The 25,022-nt window shown below is 72.4% G+C and carries 23 protein-coding genes; 8 read left to right on the forward strand and 15 right to left on the reverse strand.

Features of this window, described 5'->3' with window-relative positions; translation table 11 throughout:
- Nucleotides 1-54: 54 nt before the first annotated feature.
- Together QT196_RS13380 and QT196_RS13385 are read right to left on the reverse strand one after the other, a co-directional pair.
- Complete coding sequence (locus QT196_RS13380) at nucleotides 55-1,059, reverse strand: PhoH family protein (protein ID WP_168479059.1); 1,005 nt, start codon at nucleotides 1,057-1,059, stop codon at nucleotides 55-57.
- Nucleotides 1,060-1,254: 195 nt separating this feature from the next.
- Entirely contained in the window at nucleotides 1,255-2,400 is a 1,146-nt protein-coding gene (locus tag QT196_RS13385; RefSeq protein WP_168479060.1) for a PfkB family carbohydrate kinase, read from the reverse strand.
- 66 nt (nucleotides 2,401-2,466) lie between these two features.
- On the opposite strand from QT196_RS13385, the gene QT196_RS13390 reads away from it, so the two are divergent.
- Nucleotides 2,467-3,789, forward strand: coding sequence for a 6-phospho-beta-glucosidase (locus tag QT196_RS13390; protein ID WP_290354966.1), 1,323 nt, complete (start codon nucleotides 2,467-2,469; stop codon nucleotides 3,787-3,789).
- A 68-nt stretch (nucleotides 3,790-3,857) separates the two neighbouring features.
- Here QT196_RS13390 and QT196_RS13395 read toward each other — a convergent pair whose 3' ends face one another.
- The gene (locus QT196_RS13395) at nucleotides 3,858-4,178 is read right to left on the reverse strand and encodes a hypothetical protein (RefSeq protein WP_168479062.1); all 321 of its coding nucleotides are present in this window, start codon (nucleotides 4,176-4,178) and stop codon (nucleotides 3,858-3,860) included.
- Between the two features lie 495 nt (nucleotides 4,179-4,673).
- Here QT196_RS13395 and QT196_RS13400 point away from each other — a divergent pair, with 495 nt between their 5' ends.
- Together QT196_RS13400 and QT196_RS13405 are read left to right on the forward strand one after the other, a co-directional pair.
- Nucleotides 4,674-5,408 (forward strand): DUF4232 domain-containing protein, encoded by a 735-nt coding sequence (locus QT196_RS13400; RefSeq protein ID WP_168479063.1) that lies wholly within the window; start codon nucleotides 4,674-4,676, stop codon nucleotides 5,406-5,408.
- Between the two features lie 85 nt (nucleotides 5,409-5,493).
- On the forward strand, nucleotides 5,494-5,742 hold the full coding sequence (locus QT196_RS13405; protein WP_168479064.1) for a hypothetical protein: 249 nt from the start codon (nucleotides 5,494-5,496) through the stop codon (nucleotides 5,740-5,742).
- Nucleotides 5,743-5,866: 124 nt separating this feature from the next.
- Here the strand turns inward: QT196_RS13405 and QT196_RS13410 are convergent, their stop codons facing one another.
- From QT196_RS13410 to QT196_RS13420, 3 genes are all read right to left on the reverse strand, one after another.
- On the reverse strand, nucleotides 5,867-6,496 hold the full coding sequence (locus QT196_RS13410) for an MBL fold metallo-hydrolase (RefSeq protein ID WP_168479065.1): 630 nt from the start codon (nucleotides 6,494-6,496) through the stop codon (nucleotides 5,867-5,869).
- Nucleotides 6,496-7,581: an S-(hydroxymethyl)mycothiol dehydrogenase gene (locus QT196_RS13415; protein ID WP_290354967.1), complete on the reverse strand. Its 1,086-nt coding sequence runs from the start codon at nucleotides 7,579-7,581 to the stop codon at nucleotides 6,496-6,498. Before QT196_RS13415 ends, QT196_RS13410 begins: the two co-directional genes overlap by 1 nt.
- A gap of 155 nt (nucleotides 7,582-7,736) precedes the next feature.
- Nucleotides 7,737-9,074: a glucarate dehydratase family protein gene (locus QT196_RS13420; RefSeq protein WP_290354968.1), complete on the reverse strand. Its 1,338-nt coding sequence runs from the start codon at nucleotides 9,072-9,074 to the stop codon at nucleotides 7,737-7,739.
- Between the two features lie 205 nt (nucleotides 9,075-9,279).
- Between QT196_RS13420 and QT196_RS13425 the strand changes: the two genes are divergently transcribed.
- The gene (locus QT196_RS13425) at nucleotides 9,280-10,095 is read left to right on the forward strand and encodes an HAD family acid phosphatase (RefSeq protein ID WP_168479068.1); all 816 of its coding nucleotides are present in this window, start codon (nucleotides 9,280-9,282) and stop codon (nucleotides 10,093-10,095) included.
- Nucleotides 10,096-10,162: 67 nt separating this feature from the next.
- Here the strand turns inward: QT196_RS13425 and QT196_RS13430 are convergent, their stop codons facing one another.
- Nucleotides 10,163-11,068, reverse strand: coding sequence for a ribonuclease Z (locus tag QT196_RS13430; protein WP_168479069.1), 906 nt, complete (start codon nucleotides 11,066-11,068; stop codon nucleotides 10,163-10,165).
- A gap of 6 nt (nucleotides 11,069-11,074) precedes the next feature.
- Nucleotides 11,075-11,434: a histidine triad nucleotide-binding protein gene (locus QT196_RS13435; protein WP_290354969.1), complete on the reverse strand. Its 360-nt coding sequence runs from the start codon at nucleotides 11,432-11,434 to the stop codon at nucleotides 11,075-11,077.
- 221 nt (nucleotides 11,435-11,655) lie between these two features.
- Here QT196_RS13435 and QT196_RS13440 point away from each other — a divergent pair, with 221 nt between their 5' ends.
- Both QT196_RS13440 and QT196_RS13445 read left to right on the forward strand, forming a co-directional pair.
- Nucleotides 11,656-12,084, forward strand: coding sequence for an OsmC family protein (locus QT196_RS13440; protein WP_042155497.1), 429 nt, complete (start codon nucleotides 11,656-11,658; stop codon nucleotides 12,082-12,084).
- A gap of 180 nt (nucleotides 12,085-12,264) precedes the next feature.
- Nucleotides 12,265-14,742, forward strand: coding sequence for a hypothetical protein (locus QT196_RS13445; protein WP_290354970.1), 2,478 nt, complete (start codon nucleotides 12,265-12,267; stop codon nucleotides 14,740-14,742).
- Between the two features lie 322 nt (nucleotides 14,743-15,064).
- Here QT196_RS13445 and QT196_RS13450 read toward each other — a convergent pair whose 3' ends face one another.
- The 4 genes from QT196_RS13450 to hrcA all read right to left on the reverse strand — a co-directional run bounded on the left by QT196_RS13450 (nucleotide 15,065) and on the right by hrcA (nucleotide 19,144).
- Complete coding sequence (locus QT196_RS13450) at nucleotides 15,065-15,808, reverse strand: 16S rRNA (uracil(1498)-N(3))-methyltransferase (protein WP_168479071.1); 744 nt, start codon at nucleotides 15,806-15,808, stop codon at nucleotides 15,065-15,067.
- A complete protein-coding gene (locus QT196_RS13455; RefSeq protein ID WP_168479072.1) occupies nucleotides 15,805-16,893 on the reverse strand; it encodes a nitronate monooxygenase in 1,089 nt (362 codons plus the stop codon). The genes QT196_RS13450 and QT196_RS13455 overlap by 4 nt, the downstream gene beginning before the upstream one ends.
- Before the next feature lie 97 nt (nucleotides 16,894-16,990).
- Entirely contained in the window at nucleotides 16,991-18,127 is a 1,137-nt protein-coding gene (gene dnaJ, locus QT196_RS13460; RefSeq protein WP_168479073.1) for a molecular chaperone DnaJ, read from the reverse strand.
- Nucleotides 18,128-19,144 (reverse strand): heat-inducible transcriptional repressor HrcA, encoded by a 1,017-nt coding sequence (gene hrcA, locus QT196_RS13465; RefSeq protein ID WP_168479074.1) that lies wholly within the window; start codon nucleotides 19,142-19,144, stop codon nucleotides 18,128-18,130.
- A 194-nt stretch (nucleotides 19,145-19,338) separates the two neighbouring features.
- Here hrcA and QT196_RS13470 point away from each other — a divergent pair, with 194 nt between their 5' ends.
- Together QT196_RS13470 and QT196_RS13475 are read left to right on the forward strand one after the other, a co-directional pair.
- A complete protein-coding gene (locus tag QT196_RS13470; protein ID WP_266730917.1) occupies nucleotides 19,339-20,073 on the forward strand; it encodes an MBL fold metallo-hydrolase in 735 nt (244 codons plus the stop codon).
- 35 nt (nucleotides 20,074-20,108) lie between these two features.
- The gene (locus tag QT196_RS13475; RefSeq protein WP_168479075.1) at nucleotides 20,109-20,942 is read left to right on the forward strand and encodes a DUF3097 domain-containing protein; all 834 of its coding nucleotides are present in this window, start codon (nucleotides 20,109-20,111) and stop codon (nucleotides 20,940-20,942) included.
- On the opposite strand, the gene QT196_RS13480 is transcribed toward QT196_RS13475, so the two are convergent.
- From QT196_RS13480 to QT196_RS13490, 3 genes are all read right to left on the reverse strand, one after another.
- Nucleotides 20,920-21,498, reverse strand: coding sequence for a Uma2 family endonuclease (locus QT196_RS13480; RefSeq protein WP_290354971.1), 579 nt, complete (start codon nucleotides 21,496-21,498; stop codon nucleotides 20,920-20,922). The two genes, QT196_RS13475 and QT196_RS13480, sit on opposite strands and share 23 nt — an antisense overlap.
- A gap of 110 nt (nucleotides 21,499-21,608) precedes the next feature.
- Nucleotides 21,609-22,841 (reverse strand): radical SAM family heme chaperone HemW, encoded by a 1,233-nt coding sequence (gene hemW / locus QT196_RS13485; RefSeq protein ID WP_290354972.1) that lies wholly within the window; start codon nucleotides 22,839-22,841, stop codon nucleotides 21,609-21,611.
- A gap of 52 nt (nucleotides 22,842-22,893) precedes the next feature.
- Entirely contained in the window at nucleotides 22,894-24,996 is a 2,103-nt protein-coding gene (locus tag QT196_RS13490) for an ATP-binding SpoIIE family protein phosphatase (protein ID WP_290354973.1), read from the reverse strand.
- Nucleotides 24,997-25,022: the final 26 nt, after the last annotated feature.

Here is a 25,022-nt window from a genome sequence, read left to right on the forward strand (position 1 = left end):
TTGCTGGGACCGCGGGTCGTGTACCCCGGCCGGCCGGGTGGCCGGCCGGCGGGCTCACGTGCCGTTGCGGCTGTCGTACTTCTCGTAGGCGTCGACGATACGGCCAACGAGCTTGTGCCGGACCACGTCCTTGCTGGTGAGCAGGGAGAAATGCACATCGTCGACGCCGTCCAGGATGTCCCGGACCTGGCGCAGACCGCTCTTCGTGCCGCCCGGGAGGTCGACCTGGGTGACATCGCCGGTGATGACGATCTTCGATTCGAAGCCGAGGCGGGTGAGGAACATCTTCATCTGCTCGGGGTTCGTGTTCTGCGCCTCGTCGAGAATGATGAAGGCGTCATTCAGGGTCCGGCCGCGCATGTACGCCAGCGGCGCGACCTCGATCGTCCCGGCGGCCATCAGGCGCGGGATGGAGTCGGGGTCGAGCATGTCGTGCAGCGCGTCGTAGAGCGGGCGCAGATAGGGGTCGATCTTCTCGTAGAGCGTGCCGGGCAGGAAGCCGAGCCGCTCACCGGCCTCGACCGCGGGGCGGGTCAGGATGATGCGGTTGACCTGCTTGGCCTGGAGCGCCTGCACGGCCTTCGCCATGGCGAGGTAGGTCTTGCCGGTGCCGGCCGGGCCGATGCCGAAGACGACGGTGTGCTCGTCGATGGCGTCGACATAGCGCTTCTGGTTGAGGGTCTTGGGCCGGATCGTCCGGCCGCGGTTGGAGAGGATGTTCTGAGTGAGCACCTCGGCGGGGGTCTCGCTCACCGCGCCCTCGCCGTCCTCCGCCGCGCGCAGCATGGCGATGGACCGTTCCACAGCGTCCTCCGTCATCGGTTGTCCGGTGCGGAGCACCAGCATCATCTCGTCGAAGAGGCGCTGGATGAGAGCCACTTCCCGGGCGTCACCGACAGCGCTGACCTCATTGCCCCGGACGTGGATGTCAGTCGCCGGGAAAGCTCTTTCGATCACGCGCAGAAGGGAGTCACCGGATCCCAGGACCGTCACCATCGGGTGCTTGGCCGGGACGGTGAACTGGGCGCGCGCCTGCGGTTGCGTGGGTGTCTGAGTCATAAGGCGGCTCGGTGGCCTGCTCAACCCCCATCCTTTGCTAATAAGAGGTGCCTGCCTGCACTCGACTCCTTGGGATACAAGAGTACGACGGAGCACTGACAGGCCCGAGGGCTTTTCCCGCCGGGGCAGGCGGGGGTGGCACCCCGCCCGTTCCCGGTGCGGCGGCCGACCGCGCCCGACCTGCCCCGCGGCGGCTCAGGCCGGGCGGCGGAAGCCGATGGTGGGGACGGCGCGGGCCAGTGGCGCCGGCCGGTACGCCGCGGGCAGCACCTCGTCCAGGAAGGCGTACTGGCGGCGCAGCACACCCGGTGCGCCCGCCTCATAGGCCCGCACCTGCTGCCACCAGGCGGCGATCTCCGCCCAGCCCGGCGCGGACAGCGAGCCGCCGAATTCCTGCACGGACAGCGCGGCGGACAGCCCCGCGAAGGCGAGCCGGTCGGTGAGCGGCCAGTCCGCGAGGGTGCCGGTGACGAATCCGGCGACGAAGACATCGCCGGCGCCGGTCGGGTCCAGCGCCTCCACGGCGATCGCGGGCACCTCGGCGCTCTCGCCGGTCCGGCCGTCCACCGCGTAGGCGCCCTCCGAACCCAGCGTGACCACCGCGAGCGGCACCCGGTCGGCGAGCTCGCGGGCGGCGGCACGCGGGCAGTCCGTGCGGGTGTAGCGCATCGCCTCCTCGGCGTTGGGCAGGAACGCCTCGCAGTGCTCCAGGTCGGCGAGGTCGGCCGGGTCCCAGCGGCCGCTGTCGTCCCAGCCCACGTCCGCGAAGATGCGGCTGCCGCGGCCCGCCGCGCAGCCCAGCCAGGGCTCCCGCCGGCCCGGAACCAGCGAGGCGATGCAGGCGCGGGACGGCGGCGGGCAGCCGGGGGCGTGCTTGCCGTCGAAGGCGAAATCGGGCGGCGGCGCCTCGTGGCCGTGCGACACCATCGTGCGTTCGCCCTCGTACGCCATGGAGACGGTGACCGGGGAGTGCCAGCCGGGGACGGTGCGGGACAGCGCCAGGTCGATGCCCTCGCCCTGTTCGAGCACCTCCCAGCAGTACTCGCCGTAGTGGTCGTCGCCGAAGGCCGCGGCGAGCGAGGTGCGCAGCCCGAGCCGGGCCAGGGCGGTGGCCATGTTGGCGACGCCGCCGGGACTGGAGCCCATCCCGCGGGCCCAGGACTCGGTGCCGCGGACCGGGGCGGAGTCCAGGCCGGTGAAGATGATGTCCAGGAAGACCGAGCCGGTGAGGTAGACGTCGGTGCGCGGATCGCCGTCGGCGCGCACACCGGCCAGCGGATCGAGGGCCGCGGGCACGGCGGCCGGGCCCACGGGCGGAAGGTCATCGCGTCGGCTGCTCACCGTGCTCTCCCCTCTCGTATCTGCACGTGCCGCCAGTGTGCCTGATGCTGCGGTACGTTCCGCCCCATGAGGCTCACGATTCTGGGCGGGGGCGGTTTCCGGGTGCCGCTGGTCTACCGCGCCCTGCTGGACGACCCGGGACGCGCCGTCTCCGAGGTGGTGCTGCACGACACCGATCCGCGCCGGGTGGCGGTGATCGCCGAGGTCCTGGCGCGGCTGGCGCAGGGGCATCCGGCGCCGGTGCCCGTACGGGTCGCGGAGGGGCTGGACGAGGCGCTGGCCGGCGCCGGTTTCGTCTTCTCGGCGATCCGGGTGGGCGGCACGGCGGGCCGGGTGCGGGACGAACGCATCCCGCTGTCCGAGGGCGTGCTCGGCCAGGAGACGGTCGGCGCGGGCGGTGTCCTCTACGGCCTGCGGACGATCCCGGTGGCGCTGCACATCGCCGAGCGGGTCGCGGCGCTCGCCCCGGAGGCCTGGGTCATCAACTTCACCAACCCCGCGGGCATGGTCACCGAGGCGATGTCCCAGGTGCTCGGCGACCGCGTCATCGGGATCTGCGATTCGCCGGTGGGGCTGGTGCGCCGCGCGGCGCGGGCGGCCGGCGCGGACCCGGACCGGACCGGTTACGACTATGTGGGGCTCAACCACCTCGGCTGGCTGCGGTCGTTGACGCTGGACGGCACGGATCTGCTGCCGGGGCTGCTCGCCGACGAGGACGCGCTGGGCTCCTTCGAGGAGGGCCGGCTGTTCGGCGGGGACTGGCTGCGGACCCTGGGCGCGCTCCCGAACGAGTATCTGCACTACTACTACTTCCGCCGCGAGACCCTCGACTCCGTACAGGACACCAGGGAGACCCGCGGCGAGTTCCTCGACCAGCAGCAGGGCGGCTTCTTCGAACGGGCCGCGGCGGCCGGCGGCCCGGACGCGGTGTACGCCCTGTGGGAGCGGACCCGGCTGGAGCGCGAGGAGACGTATATGGCGCACAGCCGGGAGGCCAGTGGCGGCTGGCAGCGCGACAGCCACGATCTGGAGGGCGGCGGCTACGACCGGGTGGCGCTGGCGCTGATGCACGGCATCCTGGGCGGCGGCGGCACCCGGCTGATCCTCAATGTCCGCAACGGGACGACCGTGCCGCAACTGGCGCCGGACGCGATCGTGGAGACGGTGTGCGAGGTGACCGCACAGGGCGCCCGGCCACTGCCCTGCGCACCGCTGCGGGAGGACCAGCTGGGCCTGATGCTGCAGGTCAAGGCGGTGGAACGGGCAACGGTGGAGGCCGCGCTCTTCAAGGACCGCACCGCCGCGCTACGGGCCCTGGCCCTGCACCCCCTGGTGGACTCCCCGACGGTGGCCGCCCGCATCCTGCAGCGGGCGGCCGGGGAGGGGTAGGGACGGCCCCTGCCCCTCCCCCGCCGACGACAGGAGCCGAAGGGGTTACCCGAACGACCGGGCAGACCTCAGGAGTTGGTGCACCGCTTGTATTCCTCCCGGAGGACCGCGGCCTTGCGGGCCGACTCCGACGCCATTGCGTCGTACCGCCTGATCTTCACCGTGTCCGGGTGGGCCTTGGCCTGCTCCTTCGCGATGGCCACCTGATACTCGTCGGTCTGACGCTCGGCCTTGCGGGCGGGCGTCAGGTACTCCTTCTCGCAGTTGCGCCCGCTCGTGGCAGCGGCGCCGGCAGACACCGCACCGGCCGGCGCGACCCCGGCGAACGTGATCCCGGCGACGGCGACCGTGGTGACGGCCAAGGCCAGCGAGCGGCTTACTCCGCGCATGATGTGCATTCCCCCAGAGGAAGTTGAGTCGAACTGCCCGGTCACGGACAGGAATTGACGGCTCGACATGACGCTGGTCCGGCGCCATGCGGCTCGAACAGTGTATCGAATTGGGGGGTGTGGGCGGGCCCCCGAATACCCTTCATGAGGGCGCACGCGGATCGCGGAACACCCCTCCACCCCACCGCCGCGGGCTGCGGGGGAGGGATGAGCGACGGAATACCCCTGGCCCCCGCCGCGTTGTGGCCCCGAGGGGGCGCCCGCACCCCCTACGGGAAGTGTTCGCCCCTCCCCTAAGGCATCCCCCCAGCGGTCCCCGGTTTCCGAACCAGCCGCCGCAGCCTCGTTCTTCAGGCTCTCCCAGGGACATTTCCCCTGCTCACGCCCGAGTTAGCCGGACGTTAGCGGGGCGGCAGCCTTGCGCTAGTGGCCCCGAGCAGAGTGGTGGTCGTACCGAGGAAACAGCGACACACCGACCGTCCTGGGGGACCCGAAATGAGCGCCAACACCACTGCCCGCACCGTCCGTCGCCGAAGCCTGCGGATCGCCGTGGCGGCCCTGACCGCGGCCGCCGGCCTGACGCTGACCGCCTGCTCCGGTTCGGAGGCCAACACGGGGCCCGCGGGCCAGTCGGATTCGGGCATGGCCGTCGAGTCCAGCGGCACGGGCTCCGACGCCAAGGAGCAGGGCTCCGGCGCTCAGGCGGACCCCGGTGCCAAGACGGACGCCAAGACCGACGCCAAGGCGGGCGCCGGGGCCAAGAAGCCCGGCACGAACGCCGCCGGAAGTGGCGGGTCGGGCTCGGGCGTCGAACGCTGTCACACCTCCGGTCTGAAGGCGGCGTTCGCGACGGGTGAGGACGCGGTCCCGGACCCGGACGCGGGCGGCTCGACGACCACCAGTGTCGTGCTGACCAACAAGGGCAGCCGCACCTGCAAGATCGGCGGCTTCCCGGGCGTGGACCTCAAGTCCGAGAACGGCGGCGAGCGCTGGTCGCTGGCCCGCTCGTCGGCCAAGCACAGCTCGATCACCCTGGCGCCCGGCGACAGCACCGACTTCACCATCAACGTGGCCCTGACGAAGGAAGAAGAGGGCTTCTACCAGCCCGCCTTCGCGGACGTCACGCCGCCCAACGAGACCAAGTCGATCACCATCAAGTGGCCCTGGGGCACGCTCGTCGACCAGCGCAGCGCCACCCACCCGGGCACTTTCGTGAACCCCATCGGCTGACCACCTGGGCGCCGCCCTGGACATCAGCCGGGAACTCTCTGAGCCCGACCAGCTCAGAACGTGCAAAACAAGTAAGGAGATCACCATGAAGTCGTGGCGTACTCGAATCGGTGTCGGTCTCGCGGTCGGTGCCGCAGCGGTCGCCATCCCGCTGACCTCCACCGCCGCCTTCGCCGCCCCGCCCCCCGGCGATGGCTGGGTCCCCATTGGCGCCGAGAAGTACCCCTCGAAGGCGGAGTGCGAAGCGAAGGAACTCCCGTACGCCCAGGCGAACGGGTACCACGAGGTGTGGTGCGACGACAGCAAGGCCATCATGCCCATTTTCAACCGCTGACCGCTCTCCCCCGGCGAGGACTCGTCCCGCCGACCTCGCGTCAAGAAGGCCGCTGCCCCGGTGTGACACACCGGGGCAGCGGCCTTCCCGCGATCCCTGCGGACGCGCTCTGGGGCCCGCCGTTCTAGTGCCCCCGTTTGATCCACTCCTCCAGGTGCGGGGCCTCCGCCCCGATGGTCGTCGGATCGCCGTGTCCGGTGCGGACCTCCGTCTCCGGGGGCAGCGTCAGCAGCCGGTCCCGGATCGAGGCGACGATCGTCGGGAAGTCCGAGAAGGACCGGCCGGTGGCGCCGGGGCCGCCCTGGAAGAGGGTGTCGCCGGTGAAGACGGTGCCCAGGTCGGGCGCGTGGAGGCAGACCCCGCCGGGGGCGTGGCCCGGGGTGTGCAGCACGGTCAGGTCCGTACCGGCGATGGTCAGCACCTGGCCGTCCGCCAGCTCCGCGTCCGGTGGGGTGTCCGGGTGGGTCAGCTGCCACAACGGCAGGTCGGCGGGGTGCAGATGGATCCGGGCGCCGGTGCGCGAGGCGAGCGCCGGGGCGGCGTCGATGTGGTCGTTGTGCCCATGGGTGCAGATGATGGCGCGCAGCGTCCGGCCGCCGAGGGCCTCGACGATGGCGTCGGCGTCATGGGCGGCGTCGATGACGATCGCCTCGTCGTCGTCGCCGACGATCCAGACGTTGTTGTCGACGTCCCAGGTGCCGCCGTCGAGGGAGAAGGTGCCGGAGGTGACGAGGTGGTCGATGCGGGCCGCCATCAGAGGGTCACCACCGAACGCAGCACGTCGCCCGCGTGCATCCGCGCGAAGGCCTGCTCGACGTCCTCGATGCCGATGGTCTCGGTGACGAACGCCCCCAGGTCGATCCGGCCCTGGAGATGGAGATCGACCAGCATCGGGAAGTCGCGGGAGGGCAGGCAGTCGCCGTACCAGGAGGACTTGAGGGCGCCGCCGCGGCCGAAGACGTCCAGGAGGGGGAGTTCCAGGGTCATCTCCGGGGTGGGGACGCCCACCAGGACGACGGTTCCGGCCAGGTCACGGGCGTAGAACGCCTGCCGGTAGGTCTCCGGGTGGCCGACCGCCTCGATGACGACGTCCGCGCCGAAGCCGCCGGTCAGCTCGCGGATCGCCTCGACGGGGTCGGTGGAGCGGGAGTTGACGGTGTGGGTGGCGCCCATGGAGCGGGCGGTCTCCAGCTTGCGGTCGTCGATGTCCACCGCGATGATCTTGGCCGCGCCGGCCAGCCGGGCGCCCATCACGGCCGCGTCGCCGACCCCGCCGCAGCCGATGACCGCGACCGCGTCGCCGCGTGCGACGCCGCCGGTGTTGAGCGCGGCGCCCATGCCCGCCATGACGCCGCAGCCCAGCAGACCGGCCGCCGCGGGCGCGATCTCGGGGTTGACCTTGGTGCACTGTCCGGCGGCGACCAGCGTCTTGTCGGCGAAGGCGCCGATGCCCAGCGCGGGACTCAGCTCCGTGCCGTCCTTCAGCGTCATCTTCTGCCGGGCGTTGTGGGTGTCGAAGCAGTACTGGGGGCGGCCGCGCAGACACGCCCGGCACTGTCCGCACACCGCCCGCCAGTTGAGGATGACGAAATCGCCGGGCGCCACATCGGTGACGCCGGAGCCGACCGACTCCACCACACCGGCCGCCTCGTGCCCGAGCAGGAACGGGAAGTCGTCGTTGATGCCGCCCTGCTTGTAGTGCAGATCGGTGTGGCACACCCCGCACGTCTGGATCTCCACCACGGCCTCGCCGGGACCCGGGTCCGGCACCAGGATGGTCTCCAGCCGGACCGGTTCGTTCTTCCCCGGCGCAATCACGCCGCGCACTTCCTGTGCCATCGGGACAGCCCCTTTCAAAGATCACTTACGGGGACCACTGTGGCGCACCGCCACCGATCCGTGCCTCACCGTACGCGTGCCGGGCCACCGCGCACAGGACCACGGCCGGGTCCGTGATCTCTGCCCCCGGGGGCGCCGGCCGCGGGCCCCCGGGGTCACCAGCGCGGCGTGGCCGGGGTGACCCAGCCGGGGTCCGCGTGCCGCATGGCAGCCTCGTCATCACGGTCGTGCAGTCCGCCGTCGTCGGCCTGCCAACGGCGGTGCAGTGCGGCGAGCCGGTCGCGGTCGAGGGTGATGCCGAGGCCGGGGGCGTCGCTGACGTCCACCCGGCCGTCGCGGAAGCCGATCCGCTCGGTGAGGACGTCCTCGGTCTGCCAGGGGTAGTGGCTGTCGCAGGCGTGGTCGAGGTGCGGCACGGTCGCCGCGACCTGGGTCATCGCGGCGAGACTGATGCCCAGGTGGGTGTTGGAGTGCATGGACAGGCCGACGCCGAAGGTGCGGCAGACGGCGGCGAGTTCCCGGGTGTTACGCAACCCGCCCCAGTAGTGGTGGTCGGCGAGCACGATCTGGACGGCGTCCCGGGCGAACGCCTCGGCGATCTCGTCGAAGGTCGTCACGCACATGTTCGTGGCCAGCGGGAGGCCCGCCCGTCCGGAGGTGGCGGCCGCTCCGCGCAGGGCGGCCGCCACCTCCGCCATCCCTGCCGTGCCGCTCGTCGGGTCCTCCAGATACTCCAGGACGTCCGCCAGCTCGTCCGCGACCCGGCAGGAAGTCGGCACGCTCCAGGCGCCGTTGGGGTCCAGGCGCAGCGGCCGTCCGGGGAACTCGGCGGCCAGCGCCCGGACCGCGGCGATCTCCTCGTCGGGCGGGAAGACGCCGCCCTTGAGCTTGAAGGAGGTGAAGCCGTGGGTGTCGGCGAACCGGCGGGCCTGGGCGACGACACCGGCGGGGTCGAGCGCCGCGCCCCAGTCGTCGTGTTCGCCGTGGCCGCCGGGGTGTTCGGCCCAGCGGTAGAAGAGGTAGGCGCTGAATTCCACCCGGTCGCGGACCTTGCCGCCGAGCAGGGCGTGTACGGGCAGTCCGGTGGCCCGGCCCCAGGCGTCCAGGCAGGCGACCTCGAAGCCGGAGAGGACGGAGAGCCGCAGCTTTCCGGCGGTCCGGACGCCACGCAGCCCGCCGACGTCCACGGCCCCGGCGCCGGTCGCGCCCGGCGGGTCCCCGCACACCTCGGCGGCCAGCTCGGGCAGTCCGTTCAGATCCGTGACCGACCGGCCGATCAGCGCACCGGCCAGCGACTGGGCCAGGGCCAGGTAAGCGGTGTCCCCGTAGGTCTCGCCGAGCCCGGTGGCGCCGCTCTCGGTGGTCACCTCGATGATCAGCCGTGGGGTGTACGGCTGGTGGACGCCCTGCGTGTTCAGCAGCGGCGGATCGGCCACCAGGACCGGGGTGAGCCGGACCTCGGTAAGGGTGAGGCCGTGCCGGGCACCGGTCATCCAGAAGCTCCTACCAAGCCGAGGGCAGTTTTCCTATGTAGATGACGTCTACGGATGGAGTGGGAGGTTAGGGATCCCGCACAGTGATCGTCAATTCCCGCACCGCGGTCAGCTTTTACCAAGGGTTGAATCTGCGCGCGTAGATACGGATGTGAGGCTCTGTTAGACCTACGGGGTCCGCTCATGTCTCCCGGAGGAGCCGCGCATGCCCCGTACCGCCCGTTTCCGCCCCGCCCTCTCCCGCAGGGCCCGCCTCGGCGCCACCACGGTCGCCGCCCTCGTCGCCGGCACCGCCGTCTTCGGCATCGGCCAGGCCACCGCCGAACACTCCGTACCGCGCACCGACAAGGAGATCCCGAACCTCACGCAGGTGCAGGACAAGATCAAGGCGTACTACGGCGACACGGTGACGGCGGACGGCGAGCACTACGCCTCCCCGCGCAGCAACTACGCACATCAGGTCCGCGGCATCGAGGCCAAGGCCCGCACCTATCTGTCGAAGGCCCTCGCGCGGCACGACCGTACGGGCAAGAAGGCCAAGCCGGCCATCGTGCTCGACATCGACGACACCACCCTGCTCACCTACAACTACGAGCTCCAGGTGGGCTTCCACTTCACCGAGGAGAGCCAGGACAAGTACCTGGCCGGCACCGACATGGACCCGGTCTTCGGCATGGACCGGCTGGTCAACTGGGCGCACGACAAGGGTGCCGAGGTCTTCTTCCTCACCGGCCGCAAGGAGGCGCAGCGCGCCTGGAGCGTCCGCAACCTCAAGAACGTCGGCTACGGCATGCCCCTGGACCGGCGGCACGTCTACCTGAAGGACAAGGAGCACCCGCCGGCCTACCTGCCCTGCGGCTCCACCTGCACGACCATCGAGTACAAGTCGGGCACCCGCAAGCACATCGAGTCCCTCGGCTACAACATCGTCGCCAGCTTCGGGGACCAGTACAGCGATCTGCGCGGCGGTGCCGCGGACCGGACGTTCAAGATGCCCAACCCGATGTACTACCTGCCGTAGGCGGCGGCTCACGGCTCCGGTCCCACGGGGGCCGGACCGGGCGGCGTCACGCCCCGGCCCGCCGCCCTCAGCGCCGTGTGGGCAGCGGCACCCGCGACAGGTCCTGGGCGATGGTCAGTTCGCCGGTGTACCCCGCCGCGCGGGCCTGCCGCTCGAACTCCGTGGGGTCGTCGTAGCGCTGCGAGAAGTGCGTCAGCACGAGATGCCGCACACCGGCCTGTGTAGCCACCTCCGCGGCCTGCCCGGCGGTCAGATGCCCGTGGTCCACGGCCAGCTGGACGTCCTCATCCAGGAACGTCGACTCGATCACGAGCATGTCCGCCCCCTCGGCGAGCGCATGGACCCCGGGGCACAGCCGGGTGTCCATGACGAACGCGAACCGCTGGCCCCGCCGCCGCTCGCTCACCTCGTCGAGGGTGACGCCGTTCAGCTCACCGAGCTGCTTGAGCCGCCCGATGTCCGGCCCGGCGATACCGTGCTCCGCCAGCCGGTCCGGCAGCATCCGGCGGGTGTCCGGCTCGACGAGGCGGTAGCCGTACGACTCGACCGGGTGGGAGAGCTTGCGCGCCTCCAGGACGTACGCCGGCGAGCGCTCCAGCTCACCGTCGACGGCGACCGGCCGCTGGACCAGCCGGACCGTCTCCCGGTAGGCGGTGGCATAGCGCAGCCGGTCGAAGAAGTGCTGCCCGCTGGCCGGGTAGTGGGCGGTGACCGGGTGCGGCACCCGGTCGAGGTTGATCCGCTGGATCACACCGGCCAGGCCGAGCGAGTGGTCACCGTGGAAGTGCGTGATGCAGATCCGGTTCAGGTCGTGCGCGGCGACCCCGGCCCGCAGCATCTGGCGCTGGGTGCCCTCGCCGGGGTCGAAGAGCAGCCCCTGGCCGTCCCAGCGCAGCAGATAGCCGTTGTGGTTGCGGTGCCGGGTGGGCACCTGGCTGGCGGTGCCGAGGACCACCAATTCACGTACGGACACGGTCGGTTATCCGGGAGGCCACTGGAGGCCGCGGCCGCCGAGCACGTGCAGGTGCGCGTGGAAGACGGTCTGGCCCGCGCCCGCGCCGGTGTTGAAGACGACCCGGTAGCCCCGGTCCTCCACCTTCTCCTCGGCGGCGACCTCCCGGGATTCCCGCAGTATGTCGGCGATGATCTGCGGTTCGGCGGCGGCGAGGGCCGCGGCGTCCTGGTAGTGCACCTTGGGGACGATCAGGACATGGGTCGGCGCCTGGGGGTTGATGTCGCGGAAAGCGACCGTGGTCTCCGTCTCCCGGACGATGGTCGCCGGCACCTCCCTCGCCACGATCTTGCAGAACAGGCAGTCGGCCTGCGGTTCTCCCGCCACGGGTGGCTCCTCCCAGGTCATCCGTCCGGCGCACGGTGCGCACGGCCTCGGATGCTACCGGGCGGGCCGCACCGGAGCGTCCACCCGGCCCCCGCCGCGCGGCCGCGCCCGCCCGGGCCCGGCCCCGCGGCGGGCACGCCCGCGGATCGGCCGGGCGCCGGGCCGCCGGATCATTAAGCTGGGCGGTGATCCCTTTCGCCCACAACCGGGAGTTCTGCACCATGGCAACCACGCGCACCGCCAAGACCCACTGGGAAGGCAACCTCCTGGAGGGCAAGGGCACCGTCGCCCTGGAGTCCTCCAAGGTCGGTACGTACGACGTGAACTGGCCCGCCCGCGCGGAGCAGCCCAACGGCGTCACCAGCCCCGAGGAGCTGATCGCCGCGGCCCACTCCTCCTGCTACTCGATGGCCTTCTCGCACGGCCTGGCCGGCAAGGGGTACACCGTCGAGGCCCTGGACACCCAGGCCGATGTCACCTTCCAGCCCGGTGAGGGCATCACCGGCATCGCCCTGACCGTCAAGGCCCGTGTCCCCGGCCTGTCCGAGGAGGACTTCCAGGCGGCGGCCCAGGACGCCAAGGCCAACTGCCCGGTGAGCCAGGCGCTGGCGGGCGTCAAGAACATCACGCTGGCAGCCGAGCTGATCTGACGGGACGGCCGGCCGGGCCGGTCCTCCGAGTGTGAACGGCGGTGCGCCGGACGGCCCCTGGGGCACGTCCGGCGCACCGTCGCGTTGTCAGTGGGCCGTGCCACGATCTTCATGCTGCGGAAGGGCCCGGTGCCGTTCCGCGGACGGCCGCCCGCCCGCCCCGCGAAGGGACTCCCGCACGTGAACCACCGCTCCGCCACCCAGCTCCGTCCGGCCCTGCGGCTCGCCGCGCCGGACACCGCCGATGCGCTCGCCGAGCGGCTGCGCCCGGAGCTGCTGGCCGCGCTGACCGACCGGTTCGGGCTGCCGGAGGAGATGGTGGAGACCCTGACCGGGCCGGGCGGAGCGGCGCTGCGGGCCGCGCTGGAAGCCGATCCCGAGGCGTTCTTGCTGCGGGCGGCGGAGACCGGCGATCCGGTGATCGCCCGCGCGGTGTGGCGGGCGCGCTACCGCATCGCTCCGGACCGGACCAGGCGCGCGAGGGACCTGCCGGACCTGCTGCCGGCGATTCTGCGCGCCGCCGACACCACGGACCCGCGCTGGGAGGCCGAGGACGGTCTCCTCCCGCTGCTCCAGGAGGAGGCCGGCCGCATGGAGCTGCTTCCCGTCCTGACCGGCCCGTTCCCCCAGCTGATCTCCTTCACCCTGGTCCAGGTGGCCCGGTTCCTCCCGATGCCGGTCGCCCTCGACGCCTGTATCGCCCTGGTGCAACTCGCGGGCGCCAAGGGGCTGCTGGCCTTCGCCGACGGTGTCGAGCGGATCGAGGACTTCGACCTCGGGCGCCCGGAGCTGCTGGACCTGATGCGGGAGGCCGCGGCCGACGACGACCCGGAGTCCTTCCTGAGGGAGCGGCGGCCGGCCGGCGAATGGACCGACCCCGACGCGCTGCGGGCCCTGATGATGCTCCGTGAGGGCAGCCACCCGGGTCCCCGACCCGCCGCCCTGGACTGGGAACTGGTCCGCCGCGAGCACGCCCGCCTGCCCTTCGAGACCGAGCCGTCGCACGGCTACGGCCGCCACAACGGCAACCGCCTGCTGCAGCTCACCCGGTGGGAAGGCTGCCCGGACGACCTCGTCATGGAGTGCTTCCGCGCCAGCCCCTGGACCACCGCGCGGGTCGCCGCCGAGCTGCCGTTCGAGGCGCTGGTGGGGCCCGAGGCGGCGGCCGGCAAGGTGCCTTTCGACGACGCCCTCGGGCGCGGTCTCCGTACGGGCCGGCTGCCGGTGGACCGCCTGCTGGCGGAGGTGACACCGGCGGTGGAGGTGCTCGGCTCGCTGCCCTACGACCACGAGCCGACCCGTAAGGCCCTCGCCGGGCTGCTCGACCGGCTCGGCACCGACCCGGTCAACTGGCTGACCTGCTACGCCCGGATGGGCCGGGCCCGGGGCAGTGTCGCCGAGCTCATCGACGACGCCGCCTCGGCCGCCTCCCGCCAGAAGCGCAACACCAGCTGGCCACGCCCCCTGGAGGCGGTGTTCCCGGCCACTCCCCCCGAGGCGTCCCGCGCCGCGTTCCTGAACCTGTTCCAGTGCGCCTCCGAAGAGGCCCAGATCGCCGTCGTCCCGCACTTCGACGCCCGCGCCGTGCAGCACCTCCTGGTATACGGCGATCCGGCACCGGCCGTCCGGGAGGCGGTCATCGCCGCCCACGGCGTGGCGGCACAGGCCGCCCAGGCCGCCACCCCGTCCCTCTCCCCCGAGAGGCTGGCGTACCTCCTCGACCTCGACGAACCCCGGGTGGACGCCAACCTGTTCTTCCACTGCCGCATCGACCAGCAGGAACGGGTGCGGATGCTCGCCGGGCGGCTGCGCGGCGGCGGCACCCGCCCCGTCCCCGACGAACTGCTCCATGTCCTGCGGGAGACCAACCTCGGCCACTACCGTCACTGGCTCATCGCCGGCCTGGACTCCGGTGACCTGGGCGTGGCGCGCACGCTCATCGGGCGGCTGAAGCTGCGGATACCCGCGGCCCGGCTGCGGCTCCTGGTGGCCGTATGGCAGCGCGGCGGCCCCGACGCGGTCCGCGAGATCCTGGCGCTGGACCGCCTCCCGGTCACCCTCCGCCGGCAGACCGAGAAGCTCCTCGACCTCCCGGACGGCCTCGACCGGCTGCGCGCCCGCCTGGCCGCCGAGGAGGACCCGGAGAAACTGCTGGAGTTCCTCAACAAGGCGCCGGGCTACGACGGCAGCCAGCCGCACAAACTCACCGGCGACGGCATCCCGCTCCCCTGGCCCGAGCTGATCGTGGCGTACCGCTCCGGCAGCCTGACCCCCAGCGTGGCCCAGGACCTCGCGGAACGCACGGACTGCCCACGCGAACTACTGCTGGCCCTCCTGCCGAACACCCCGGAGCTGGACCGCCACAGCACCGCATGGCCCCAAATCGCCCTCCGGAACGGCACACTCACCCCCGAAGACATCCTGACCCACGCCGCCCCCGCACGCCGGGCCCTCTCCCACCTCCGCCACGCCCTCAACTCCGCAGAGCAAAAGCCCGACCGCCGGCAACTCCACACACAAGCAGCCACACTGACCACCGCACACCTGGGCCCCGACCCCGAAGCCTGGGCCGTAGCTCTCCAGCTACTCCCGACCTTCGCCGGCACCCTCCCAGAACTGTGCGCAACAGCAGCCGCAATCACACGCCCAACAGCCTGACCCAGGAGGCAGCCGCCACGTCTGTGCCCAAAACCCACCAGCGGCACCGAACCACCCACACCAACCCCCCGCCGGCCTCTCCCCACCCCTCAACGGGAGGTGACGGGCCGGAGCGGGTGGGGGTGTCCGGACGTAAAGCGAAGCAGTCCGGACACCCCCACCCGCGCAGGCCCGTCACCGCACCCAACAGCCCCGCGCAGCGGACCCGCCCGCCGCAGGCGAAAAACGGCGAGGGCACCGCGTCAGCGGGCCACAAACGCCGAGCAACCCCCACGGCGAAAAAGCCAAAAACGTGGGGCAAAAGCAAAGCGCAGCGGACCGGTTAGGCCCACCGCCCCGTACGCCCCAACAGCAACGCGACGGCCGCCGTCCCGGCCGTCGACGTGCGCAGCACGCTCGCCCCCAGCCGGTAAGGCCTCGCGCCGGCCTCGGCGAAGGCGGTGAGCTCCTCCGGGGAGACTCCCCCTTCCGGGCCGACGACGAGCACGATCCGGCCCTCGGCGGGGAGTTCGGCGGTGGCGAGCGGTGCGCTGCCCTCCTCGTGGAGGACGGCCGCGAAGTCGGCGTCGGCGAGCAGCGCGGCCACCTGCTTGGTCGTCAGCGGGTCGGCGACCTCGGGGAAGGTCAGCCGGCGCGACTGCTTGCCGGCCTCGCGGGCGGTGGCCCGCCATTTGCCCAGCGCCTTGGCGGCCCGCTCGCCCTTCCACTGGGTGACACAACGCGCCGCCGGCCAGGGCACGATGGCGTCCACCCCGGTCTCGGTCATCGTCTCGACGGCCAACTCCCCGCGGTCGCCCTTGGGGAGCGCCTGGACGACGGTGATCGTGGGGCGGGGCGGGTCCTCGGTGCGCAGTCCGGTGACCGCGACGGTGAGCCGGTCCTTGCCCTCGACAGCGGCGACCGTGCCGTAGGCGCCGGTGCCGTGACCATCCGTCAGGACGACCTCTTCACCGGCCCGCAGCCGGCGCACCGACACCGCGTGCCGGCCCTCGGGACCGTCCAGCATCAGGGTGCCACCGGCCCGTACGCCCGCGAGGGACTCGACGAGGAACACCGGCGCGGTCATGCCGCGCCGCCGTTGGCGGGGCGCTGCAACGCGGCGCGCGCGGCGTCCAGTTCGGCCGCCAGCACCTCCACCAGCTGGCGGGCGGGCAGCTCCCGCGCCAGCCGGTGTCCCTGCCCCGCCCACAGGTTCATGCCCTGGGCGTCGCCCGCCTTGGCGGCGGCCTTGCGCACGGTGGAGGTGAGGTAGTGGACGGCCGGGTAGGCGGCCGGTGCGTAGGGGCCGTGTTCGCGCAGGAAGCGGTTGACCAGCCCGCGGGCCGGCCGCCCGGAGAACGCCCGGGTCAACTCCGTATGGGTGAACAGGGGGTTGGTCAGTGCCTGCTTGTGCAGCGGGTTGGCGCCCGACTCGGGGGTGGCGAGGAAGGCGGTGCCCAGCTGCGCCATGGTCGCCCCGGCGGCCAGCACCGCCGCGATCTGCGCCCCGCGCATCAGCCCGCCCGCGGCGATCATCGGGATCTGTACGGCCTCCCGGATCTGGCCGAGCGCCGCCAGCAGCCCGAGCCCCGCGCCGGTCCCGTCCGCATGCGGGTCGTCCCGGTGGGTGCCCTGGTGGCCGCCGGCCTCCACGCCCTGCACACACACCGCGTCCGCGCCCGACCACTGCGCGGCCTGTGCCTCGGCTGCGGTGGTGACCGTGACGATGGTGTACGTACCGACCTTGGCGAATGCGTCGAGGACGGCGCGCGAGGGGCAGCCGAAGGTGAAGGACACCACCGGCACCGGGTCCTCGCGCAGTATCGCGAGCTTGGCCTCGTAGCCGTCGTCGATGGGCCCGTCGGTGTCGCCGAGTTCGGTCTCGTACCAGGTGGCCTCACCGGCGAGCTGTTCGCGGTAGACCTCGACGACGGAGCCGTCGGCCAGGGAGGGCTGCGGCATGAACAGGTTGACGCCGAAGGGCCGGTCGGTCAGCGACCGCAGCTGTTTGATCTCCTGGTACATCCCGTCGGCGGTTTTGTAGCCGGCGGCGAGGAAGCCGAGACCGCCGGCCTCGCAGACGGCGGCGGCGAGCTCGGGTCCGGAGCCGCCTCCCGCCATCGGGGCCTGCACGATCGGGTAGCGGCAGAGATCGCTTGGTGCGGTGGGCATGAGCACATCGTGTCACGCCCATCCCACCGCCCCGAACAGGGGCGGTGGCTGTCAACCGGGCCCGGGGAACCTCCGCGGACCCCCGGGCCGACCTGGGCTATCGCCCGTTGAAAGCGTCCTTCAGCCGCGAGAACAGACCCTGCTGTCCCGGCTGGAACTGCCCCGTGGGCCGCTCCTCACCGCGCAGCTTGGCCAGCCGCCGCAGCGCCTCCTCCTGCTCGGGTTCGAGCTTGGTGGGCGTCTGCACCTCGACATGGACGATGAGGTCGCCGCGGCCACCGCCGCGCAGATGGGTCACACCGCGCTGGTGCAGCGGGATCGACTGGCCGGACTGGGTACCGGGCCGGACGTCGATCTCCTCGACCCCGTCCAGCGTCTCCAGCGGGCACTTCGTGCCCAGCGCCGCCGCCGTCATCGGGATGGTGACCGTGCAGTGCAGATCGTCGCCGCGCCGCTGGAAGGTGGGGTGCGGCAGCTCGTGGATCTCCACGTAGAGATCACCGGCGGGGCCGCCGCCGGGGCCGACCTCGCCCTCGCCCGCGAGCTGGATGCGGGTGCCGTTGTCGACACCGGCCGGGATCTTGACGGTCAGGGTGCGGCGGGAGCGGATCCGCCCGTCGCCCGCGCACTCGTGGCACGGCGTCGGGACGACCGTGCCGAAGCCCTGGCACTGCGGGCACGGCCGCGAGGTCATGACCTGGCCCAGGAACGACCGGGTGACCTGCGAGACCTCACCGCGGCCGCGGCACATGTCACAGGTCTGCGCCGAGGTACCCGGCGCCGCGCCCTCGCCGCTGCACGTCGTACAGACGACGGCGGTGTCGACCTGGATGTCCTTGGTCGTGCCGAAGGCCGATTCGGTCAGCTCGACATCGAGCCGGATCATGGCGTCCTGGCCGCGGCGGGTGCGCGAGCGCGGCCCGCGCTGCGACGCGGTGCCGAAGAACGCGTCCATGATGTCGGAGAAGTTGCCGAAGCCCGCGCCGAAGCCGCCCGCGCCCTGGCCGCCGCCCGCCTGCGAGAGGGGGTCGCCGCCGAGGTCGTAGACCTGCTTCTTCTGCGGGTCCGAGAGCACCTCGTAAGCGGCGTTGATCTCCTTGAACCGCTCCTGGGTCTTCGGATCCGGGTTCACGTCCGGGTGCAGCTCGCGCGCCAGCCGGCGGAAGGCTTTCTTGATCTGGTCCTGCGAGGCGTCGCGTCCGATACCGAGGACCGAGTAGTAATCCGTGGCCACTTACGACTCCGCGAGGATTTGTCCGACGTAACGTGCCACTGCGCGTACCGCTCCCATCGTTCCGGGGTAGTCCATGCGGGTCGGTCCGACCACGCCGAGTTTGGCGACTGCCTCGTCGCCCGAACCGTAGCCGACCGTGACGACCGATGTGGACGCCAGGCCTTCGTGGGCATTCTCATGCCCGATACGTACGGTCATGCCCGAGTCCTTGGCTTCCCCGAGCAGCTTGAGCATCACCACATGCTCCTCAAGGGCCTCCAGCACCGGCCGGATGGTCAGGGGGAAATCGTGCCCGAAGCGCGTGAGATTGGCGGTGCCGCCGATCATCAGCCGCTCTTCGGTCTCCTCCACCAGAGTTTCCAGCAACACCGACAGCACTGTCGAGACCGTGCCGCGGTCGTCCTGCTCGAAGGACTCCGGGAGATCCTGCACCAACTGCGGCACATCCGCGAACCGGCGCCCCACGACCCGGCTGTTGAGCCGGGCCCGCAGATCCGCCAGCGAGGTCTCGCCGAACGGTGCCTGGCAGTCGATGAGCCGCTGCTCGACCCGCCCGGTGTCCGTGATCAGCACCAGCATCAGCCGGGCCGGGGCCAGGGCCAGCAGCTCGACGTGCCGGACCGTGGACCGGGTCAGGGACGGGTACTGCACGACCGCGACCTGCCGGGTCAGCTGCGCCAGCAGCCGGACCGTGCGGCCCACCACGTCGTCGAGGTCGACGGCGCCGTCCAGGAAGTTCTGGATCGCCCGCCGCTCCGGACTGGACAGCGGCTTCACACCGGCCAGCCTGTCGACGAAGAGGCGGTAGCCCTTGTCGGTCGGGATGCGCCCGGCACTCGTGTGCGGCTGGGCGATGAAACCCTCGTCCTCCAGGACGGCCATGTCGTTGCGGACGGTGGCCGGGGAGACACCGAGCTGATGGCGTTCGGTCAGGGCCTTGGAGCCGACCGGCTCCTCCGTCCCGACATAGTCCTGGACGATGGCGCGCAGCACTTCGAGCCTGCGTTCACTGAGCATCCCGCGCACCTCCAGTCCGGCCGTCCGCCGTCTCGACTCTCCTGGCACTCACACGGGCCGAGTGCCAGACCTTGAGCCAGTGTACGGCCGAGTAGCACGGACACGGCAAGGGCGGCCGCACACAGCACCCGCCCGGTGCCCGTGTTCGGCCGATCTGTCGGGCAACGCTATCGCGATGGCGCTAGCGTCTCGGTATGCATACGTCTTGGGAAGAGGCCGGTTGGGAACAGCTCGGTGACGGTGTCGCCAGGCGCCGGATGCCGGGCTGGGACGAGACGATCGGCGTGATCGCGGGCACCACCGGCGTCATGATCGTCGACACCGGCGCGACCCTGCGCGACGGCGCGGATCTGCGACGGGCGATCCGCGGGGTGCTGGGCCGGGACGTGACGCATGTCGCGCTCACCCACCCGCATTTCGATCACGTCCTGGGCACCGCCGCGTTCGCGGGCGTCAAGGTCTTCGGCGCGGCCGGTCTCGGTGATCTGCTGCGCCGCGGCAAGGACACGCTGCGGCACGACGCGATCCGGCACGGCGTCGACCGCGACGCGGCCGCCGAGGCCGCCGATCTGCTGGTCGCCCCGCACCACCACGTCCACGACCAGCTGACCGTCGAGCTCGGCGACCGGCAGGTGCTGCTCGCCAATGTCGGCCCCGCGCACTCGACGCACGATCTCGCGGTCCTGGTACCGGGCCGGGGCGGGTCCCCGGAGATCGTCTTCTGCGGCGATCTGGTCGAGGAGTCCGGCGAACCCCAGGCGGGCCCGGACGCGCTGCCGCAGCGCTGGCCCGGCGCACTGGACCGGCTGCTGGCCCTCGGCGGCGAGGACGCGCGGTATGTGCCCGGCCACGGCGCCGTGGTGGACGCCGCCTTCGTCCGCGCCCAGCGCGCCGCCCTCGCCGCCCGCTTCGGCGTCGCCCCCTCCTGACCCCCGCCCGCTCACCCACGGACAGGCCCCACTCGATGCAGAACAGGCACTACAGCCCCGACCTCACCCCACCCTGGAAGAAGCAGCGCCCGGCGCCCGAGGTGCCCGCCGATCCCGATCTGGTCGTCGAGGAGGTCACCTCGGGTTTCTGCGGCGCCGTGATCCGCTGCGAGAAGACCGCCCAGGGCCCGACGGTCACCCTGGAGGACCGCTTCGGCAAGCACCGCGTCTTCCCCATGGAGCCGCGCGGCTTCCTCCTGGAGGGGCGGGTGGTCACCCTCGTACGCCCCCAGGGCAGACCGGCCGCCACCACTCCGGCGCGTACGGCCTCCGGTTCCCTGGCCGTCCCCGGCGCCCGCGCACGGGTCGCCCGCGCCGGGCGCATTTACGTGGAGGGCCGGCACGACGCCGAGCTGGTGGAGCGGGTGTGGGGCGACGACCTGCGCATCGAGGGCGTCGTCGTGGAGTACCTGGAGGGCGTCGACGACCTCCCCGCGATCGTCCGCAGCTTCTCCCCCGGCCCGGACGCCCGCCTCGGCGTCCTCGTCGACCATCTCGTCCCCGGCTCGAAGGAGTCCCGGATCGCGGCCGGGGTGACCGGTGACCACGCGCTGGTGGTGGGCCACCCGTACATCGACATCTGGGAGGCCGTGAAACCGTCCTCGGTCGGCATCCCGGCCTGGCCGACCGTCCCGCGCGGCCAGGACTGGAAGACGGGCGTCTGCCGGTCCCTGGGCTGGCCGGAGAACACGGGCGCCGCCTGGCAGCGGATCCTCTCCTGCGTGCGCTCCTACAAGGACCTGGAGCCGGCGCTGCTGGGGCGGGTGGAGGAGCTGATCGACTTCGTCACGGCCGGCGGTGCGGCCTGACGTTGGGGAGGGTCCCGAATTCGCTGGTGTCCAGCTCGATGCCGAGCAGCTCCAGCGGCACAGGGTCGCCGAATTTGGTGATCCGCTGCACCGCGTAGTCGGCCGCGTCGCCGACGCCGGCGGGTTCGGTGAGCAGGACGCAGTGGGCGACGATGGGATCAATGATCAGGTACGCGGGCACCTTGCCCGCCGCGTAGATCCCGCGCTTGATTCCGTAGTCACGGTCGACGCTGTTCTTGGAGACGACTTCGACAAGCATCGTGACCACTCCTGACGGCAGAAGCCGGCCGGAGTCCGGTCCGGCGTCGCTTTTCAGCACCACGAGATCGGGCACCGGTTCGCTCTGCTCGCTCAGGATGTCGATGTCCTGGGTCATCAGCCATTCCCAGCGGTCGCTGGGAAGCTGCAACGCCACGGACCGCACGATCCGGTTGCGGACCAGATCCGGCCCCGCCATCATCACGATTTCCCCCCGGAGGAGCTCAATTTTGACCCCCTCGGGAACCTCAAGGTTCTCGAAGAGCTCCGTCATCCGGCGTTCATCCACAGCGGTCATCTCCATGGCCTCCGTTTCCCGTCGCCGTGTATTACGGCACAGGCTAGGAGCAGCCTAGGCGGGGCCGCAGGCCCCTCGCATTGGTTCACTCATTCGAGCACAGCAGCTTCTCAGTCCACCAGATCCCGCACCACCGCATCCGCCAGCAGCCGCCCCCGGAGGGTCAGCACGGCCCGGCCGGCCTCGTACGGAGCGGCTTCCAGGAGGCCGTCCGACAGGGCCCGGGCCGCCGCCCGTGCGCCTGCCGGGGCGAGGATTTCCAGGGGGCAGCCGTCCACCAGGCGCAGTTCCAGGAGGATGCGTTCGACGCGGCGGTCCTCGGCGGAGAGGAGTTCGCGGCCGGCGCCCGGGGAGCGGCCTTCGCTGAGGGCCTGGGCGTAGGCGCCGGGGTGTTTGACGTTCCACCAGCGGACGCCGCCGACGTGGCTGTGGGCGCCGGGGCCGGCGCCCCACCAGTCGGCGCCGGTCCAGTAGAGCTCGTTGTGGCGGCAGCGGGCGGCGTCGGTGGTGGCCCAGTTGGAGACCTCGTACCAGGTGAAACCGGCCGCGGCGAGGCGTTCTTCGGTGATCAGGTAGCGGTCGGCGTGCACATCGTCGTCGGTCATCGGGACCTCGCCGCGGCGGATCCGGCGGGCCAGCTGGGTGCCCTCCTCGACGATCAGGGCGTACGCGGAGACATGGTCGGGACCGGCGCCGATCGCGGCGTCGAGGGAGGCGCGCCAGTCGTCGTCGGTCTCGCCCGGGGTGCCGTAGATCAGATCGAGGTTGACGTGGTCGAAGCCGGCGGCGCGGGCCTCGGCGACACAGGCCTCGGGGCGGCCGGGGGTGTGCGTACGGTCGAGGATCTTCAGGACGTGCTGGCGGGCGCTCTGCATGCCGAAGGAGACGCGGTTGAAGCCGCCCGCGCGCAGCTCGTCCAGGTAGCGGGGGTCGACGGACTCCGGGTTGGCCTCGGTGGTGATCTCCGCGCCGGGCGCGAGGCCGAATTCCTCGCGGATCGCGGCCAGCATCCGGCCGAGATCGGCGGCGGGCAGCAGGGTCGGGGTGCCGCCGCCGACGAAGACCGTCTCGACCGGGCGCGGGTCGTCGCCCAGCACCTTGCGGGCCAGCCGGATCTCGTCCACGACGGTGTCGGCGTAGTTGTCCCGGGAGGCCAGGGCGCCGCCGGAGCCGCGCAGCTCGCTCGCGGTGTAGGTGTTGAAGTCGCAGTAGCCGCAGCGGGTCGCGCAGTACGGCACATGCAGATAGAAGCCGAGGGGGCGCCCGGCGGCCCCGGCCGCGGTATGACCGGGCAGCGCCCCGTCCTCGGGCATCGGCTCACCATCAGGCAGTGCGGAAGGCATGGGAACCATTGTCCGTCATGCCGGGGCCGCGCCGGTCCGGCGCCGCTGTGCCTCAGGACACCCCGGGGGCCGAGGCCTGGAGGACCAGCAGGGCCAGGTCGTCGTCGGGCGGGGTGGGGCCGAAGGCGTGCACGGTGCGGCGGATGTGGTCCGCGAGGGCGGTGGCCCCCAGGCCGGCGCCCGCGGCGAGGGCCGTCGCCAGGCCGTCCTCGTCGTCGAAGAGCCGCCGCCCCGAGCGCCGCTCGGTCACCCCGTCGGTGACGCACAGCAGCGTCTCCCCTGGGCAGAGGTCAAACGATTCGCTTACGTACGCCGCGTCCTCGACCACCCCCAGCAGCATCTGCGGCGCCGCGACGACCCGGACCGCGCCGTCCGTGCCCAGCACCAGCGGCAGCGGGTGGCCGGCGCTGGCGAGGGTGCAGCGGGCGCCGCCGGAGCCGCCGGGGTACGGGACGATCTCGCCGTAGAGCAGGGACAGGAAGCGGGCCTGTTCGCCCTCCTCGCGGATCTCGACCGGCGCCTCCGCCCCGGCGCCGGCCGCCGCCACCGCCGCCGCGACCGCCGCGACCGAGTCCGCGGCCTCCCGCGCCATGGTCTTGTTGAGCCGGTCTAGCACCGCCGCGACCCCGAAGCCGTCGCGGGCCAGCAGCCGCAGCACCGGCCGGGCCAGCCCGGTCACCGCGGCCGCCTCCGGGCCGCTGCCGCAGACGTCGCCGAGCGCGAAGCACCAGCGGCCGTCCCCGGCGTCGAACAGGTCCCAGAAGTCGCCGCCCGCCCAGGCGCCCTCGCGCGGTTCGTAGACCACCGCCGACTCCACGCCGGGCACCCGCGCCCGCCCCCGGGGCAGCAGCCGGCGCTGAAGGACCTGGCTGATGCGCTCCTGGCGGCTGTAGGCGCGGGCGGTGGCGACCGCGCGGGCGACCCGGCGGCACAGGTCCTCGATCAGCGCGACCACCGCGTCGGGGAAATGCAGCAGCCCGGCCCGGCCGAGCAGCAGGGTGCCGAACCGCCGGCCGCCGGCGACCAGGGGGCAGGCCAGTGCGGCGCCGCCGCCGGGGCCACAGCCGCCCGGTTCGTACGGCCAGGGCCAGGGCACGATGCCCGGTGCGCCGACGGACGCGCCGCCGCCCGCAAGCTCCGGCGGCTGCTTCTCCAGCGCCGTGCGCAGCGCGTCGATCCGGCTCTCGCTGGTGTGCCAGACGCCGGCGAGCCGCTGCTCGTCACCGGCCTGGGCGATGCCCCGGCCGGGTGCGCCGCTGTCGCTGTCGTACAGCCACACCGCACACCACTCGGCGAGCCGGGGCACGATCAACTGGGCGGCGAGCGCGGCGACTTGGTCGGCGTCGAGCTGGCCGGAGAGCAGATCGGAGGCCTCGGCGAGGAAGGACAGCGCGCCGTTGTCGGCCCGGCCGCTGCCGGGTTCCTGCCGGGCGGCGCGGCGCGGGGCCGGGGCGAGGAGCTCGGCGGCCCGCAGCTCGCGCTGGAGCAGCTGGTGGTCGAGGGTGAAATCGGGCTCGGGCCGGCCGGTGCCGTCCGCGGCCCCCACGGGCAGCCGGAACCACACGGTCTTCATGGCCCGGCGGTAGGTGACGCCCCAGGATTCGGCGACCGCGCTGATCAGCTGGAGCCCGTGCCCGCCGTTCTCGGACGCGGCGCTCTCCGCGCGGGCGCGGACCGGCTGGGTGGGGTGGTGGTCGGAGACCTCGATGAGGACGCCGGGGCCGGAGGCGTCGTCGGCTCCCGGGGCGGCCGCCGCTTCCCGGTGCGGCGCCTCGTACGGCTCCCGGTCGCGGCCCCGGTACGGCTCCGCGCCCCCGTCCCGGCCGGGCGCCGGGTCCAGCCGGCAGCGCAGTTCGACGGTGGTGCCCGCGTGCACGACGGCGTTCGTCACCAACTCGCTGACCAGCAGGACCGCTTCGTCGGCGAGCCGGCCGGTCAGGCCCTCCGCGCCGGTCAGCCGCCGGCCGGTCCAGTCGGCGAAGACGGCCCGGACGAAGCGCCGGGCGGCGGCAGCGGCCTGCGGATCACCGGGCAGGCTGGCCCGGCGGGAACGGACCGCGGGGCCGTCGGCGGGTCCGCCGGGGAACCCGCCCGTCCGCGTCGCGCGCGCCGCCGTGACGTCGTCGTCCCGTGGAGACGAAGTTGTCGTCCTCATTGAGCAACTCCCGACCAGCTCCGCTA

This window comes from Streptomyces sp. P9-2B-2, assembly GCF_030406865.1.
Taxonomy (GTDB): domain Bacteria; phylum Actinomycetota; class Actinomycetes; order Streptomycetales; family Streptomycetaceae; genus Streptomyces; species Streptomyces platensis.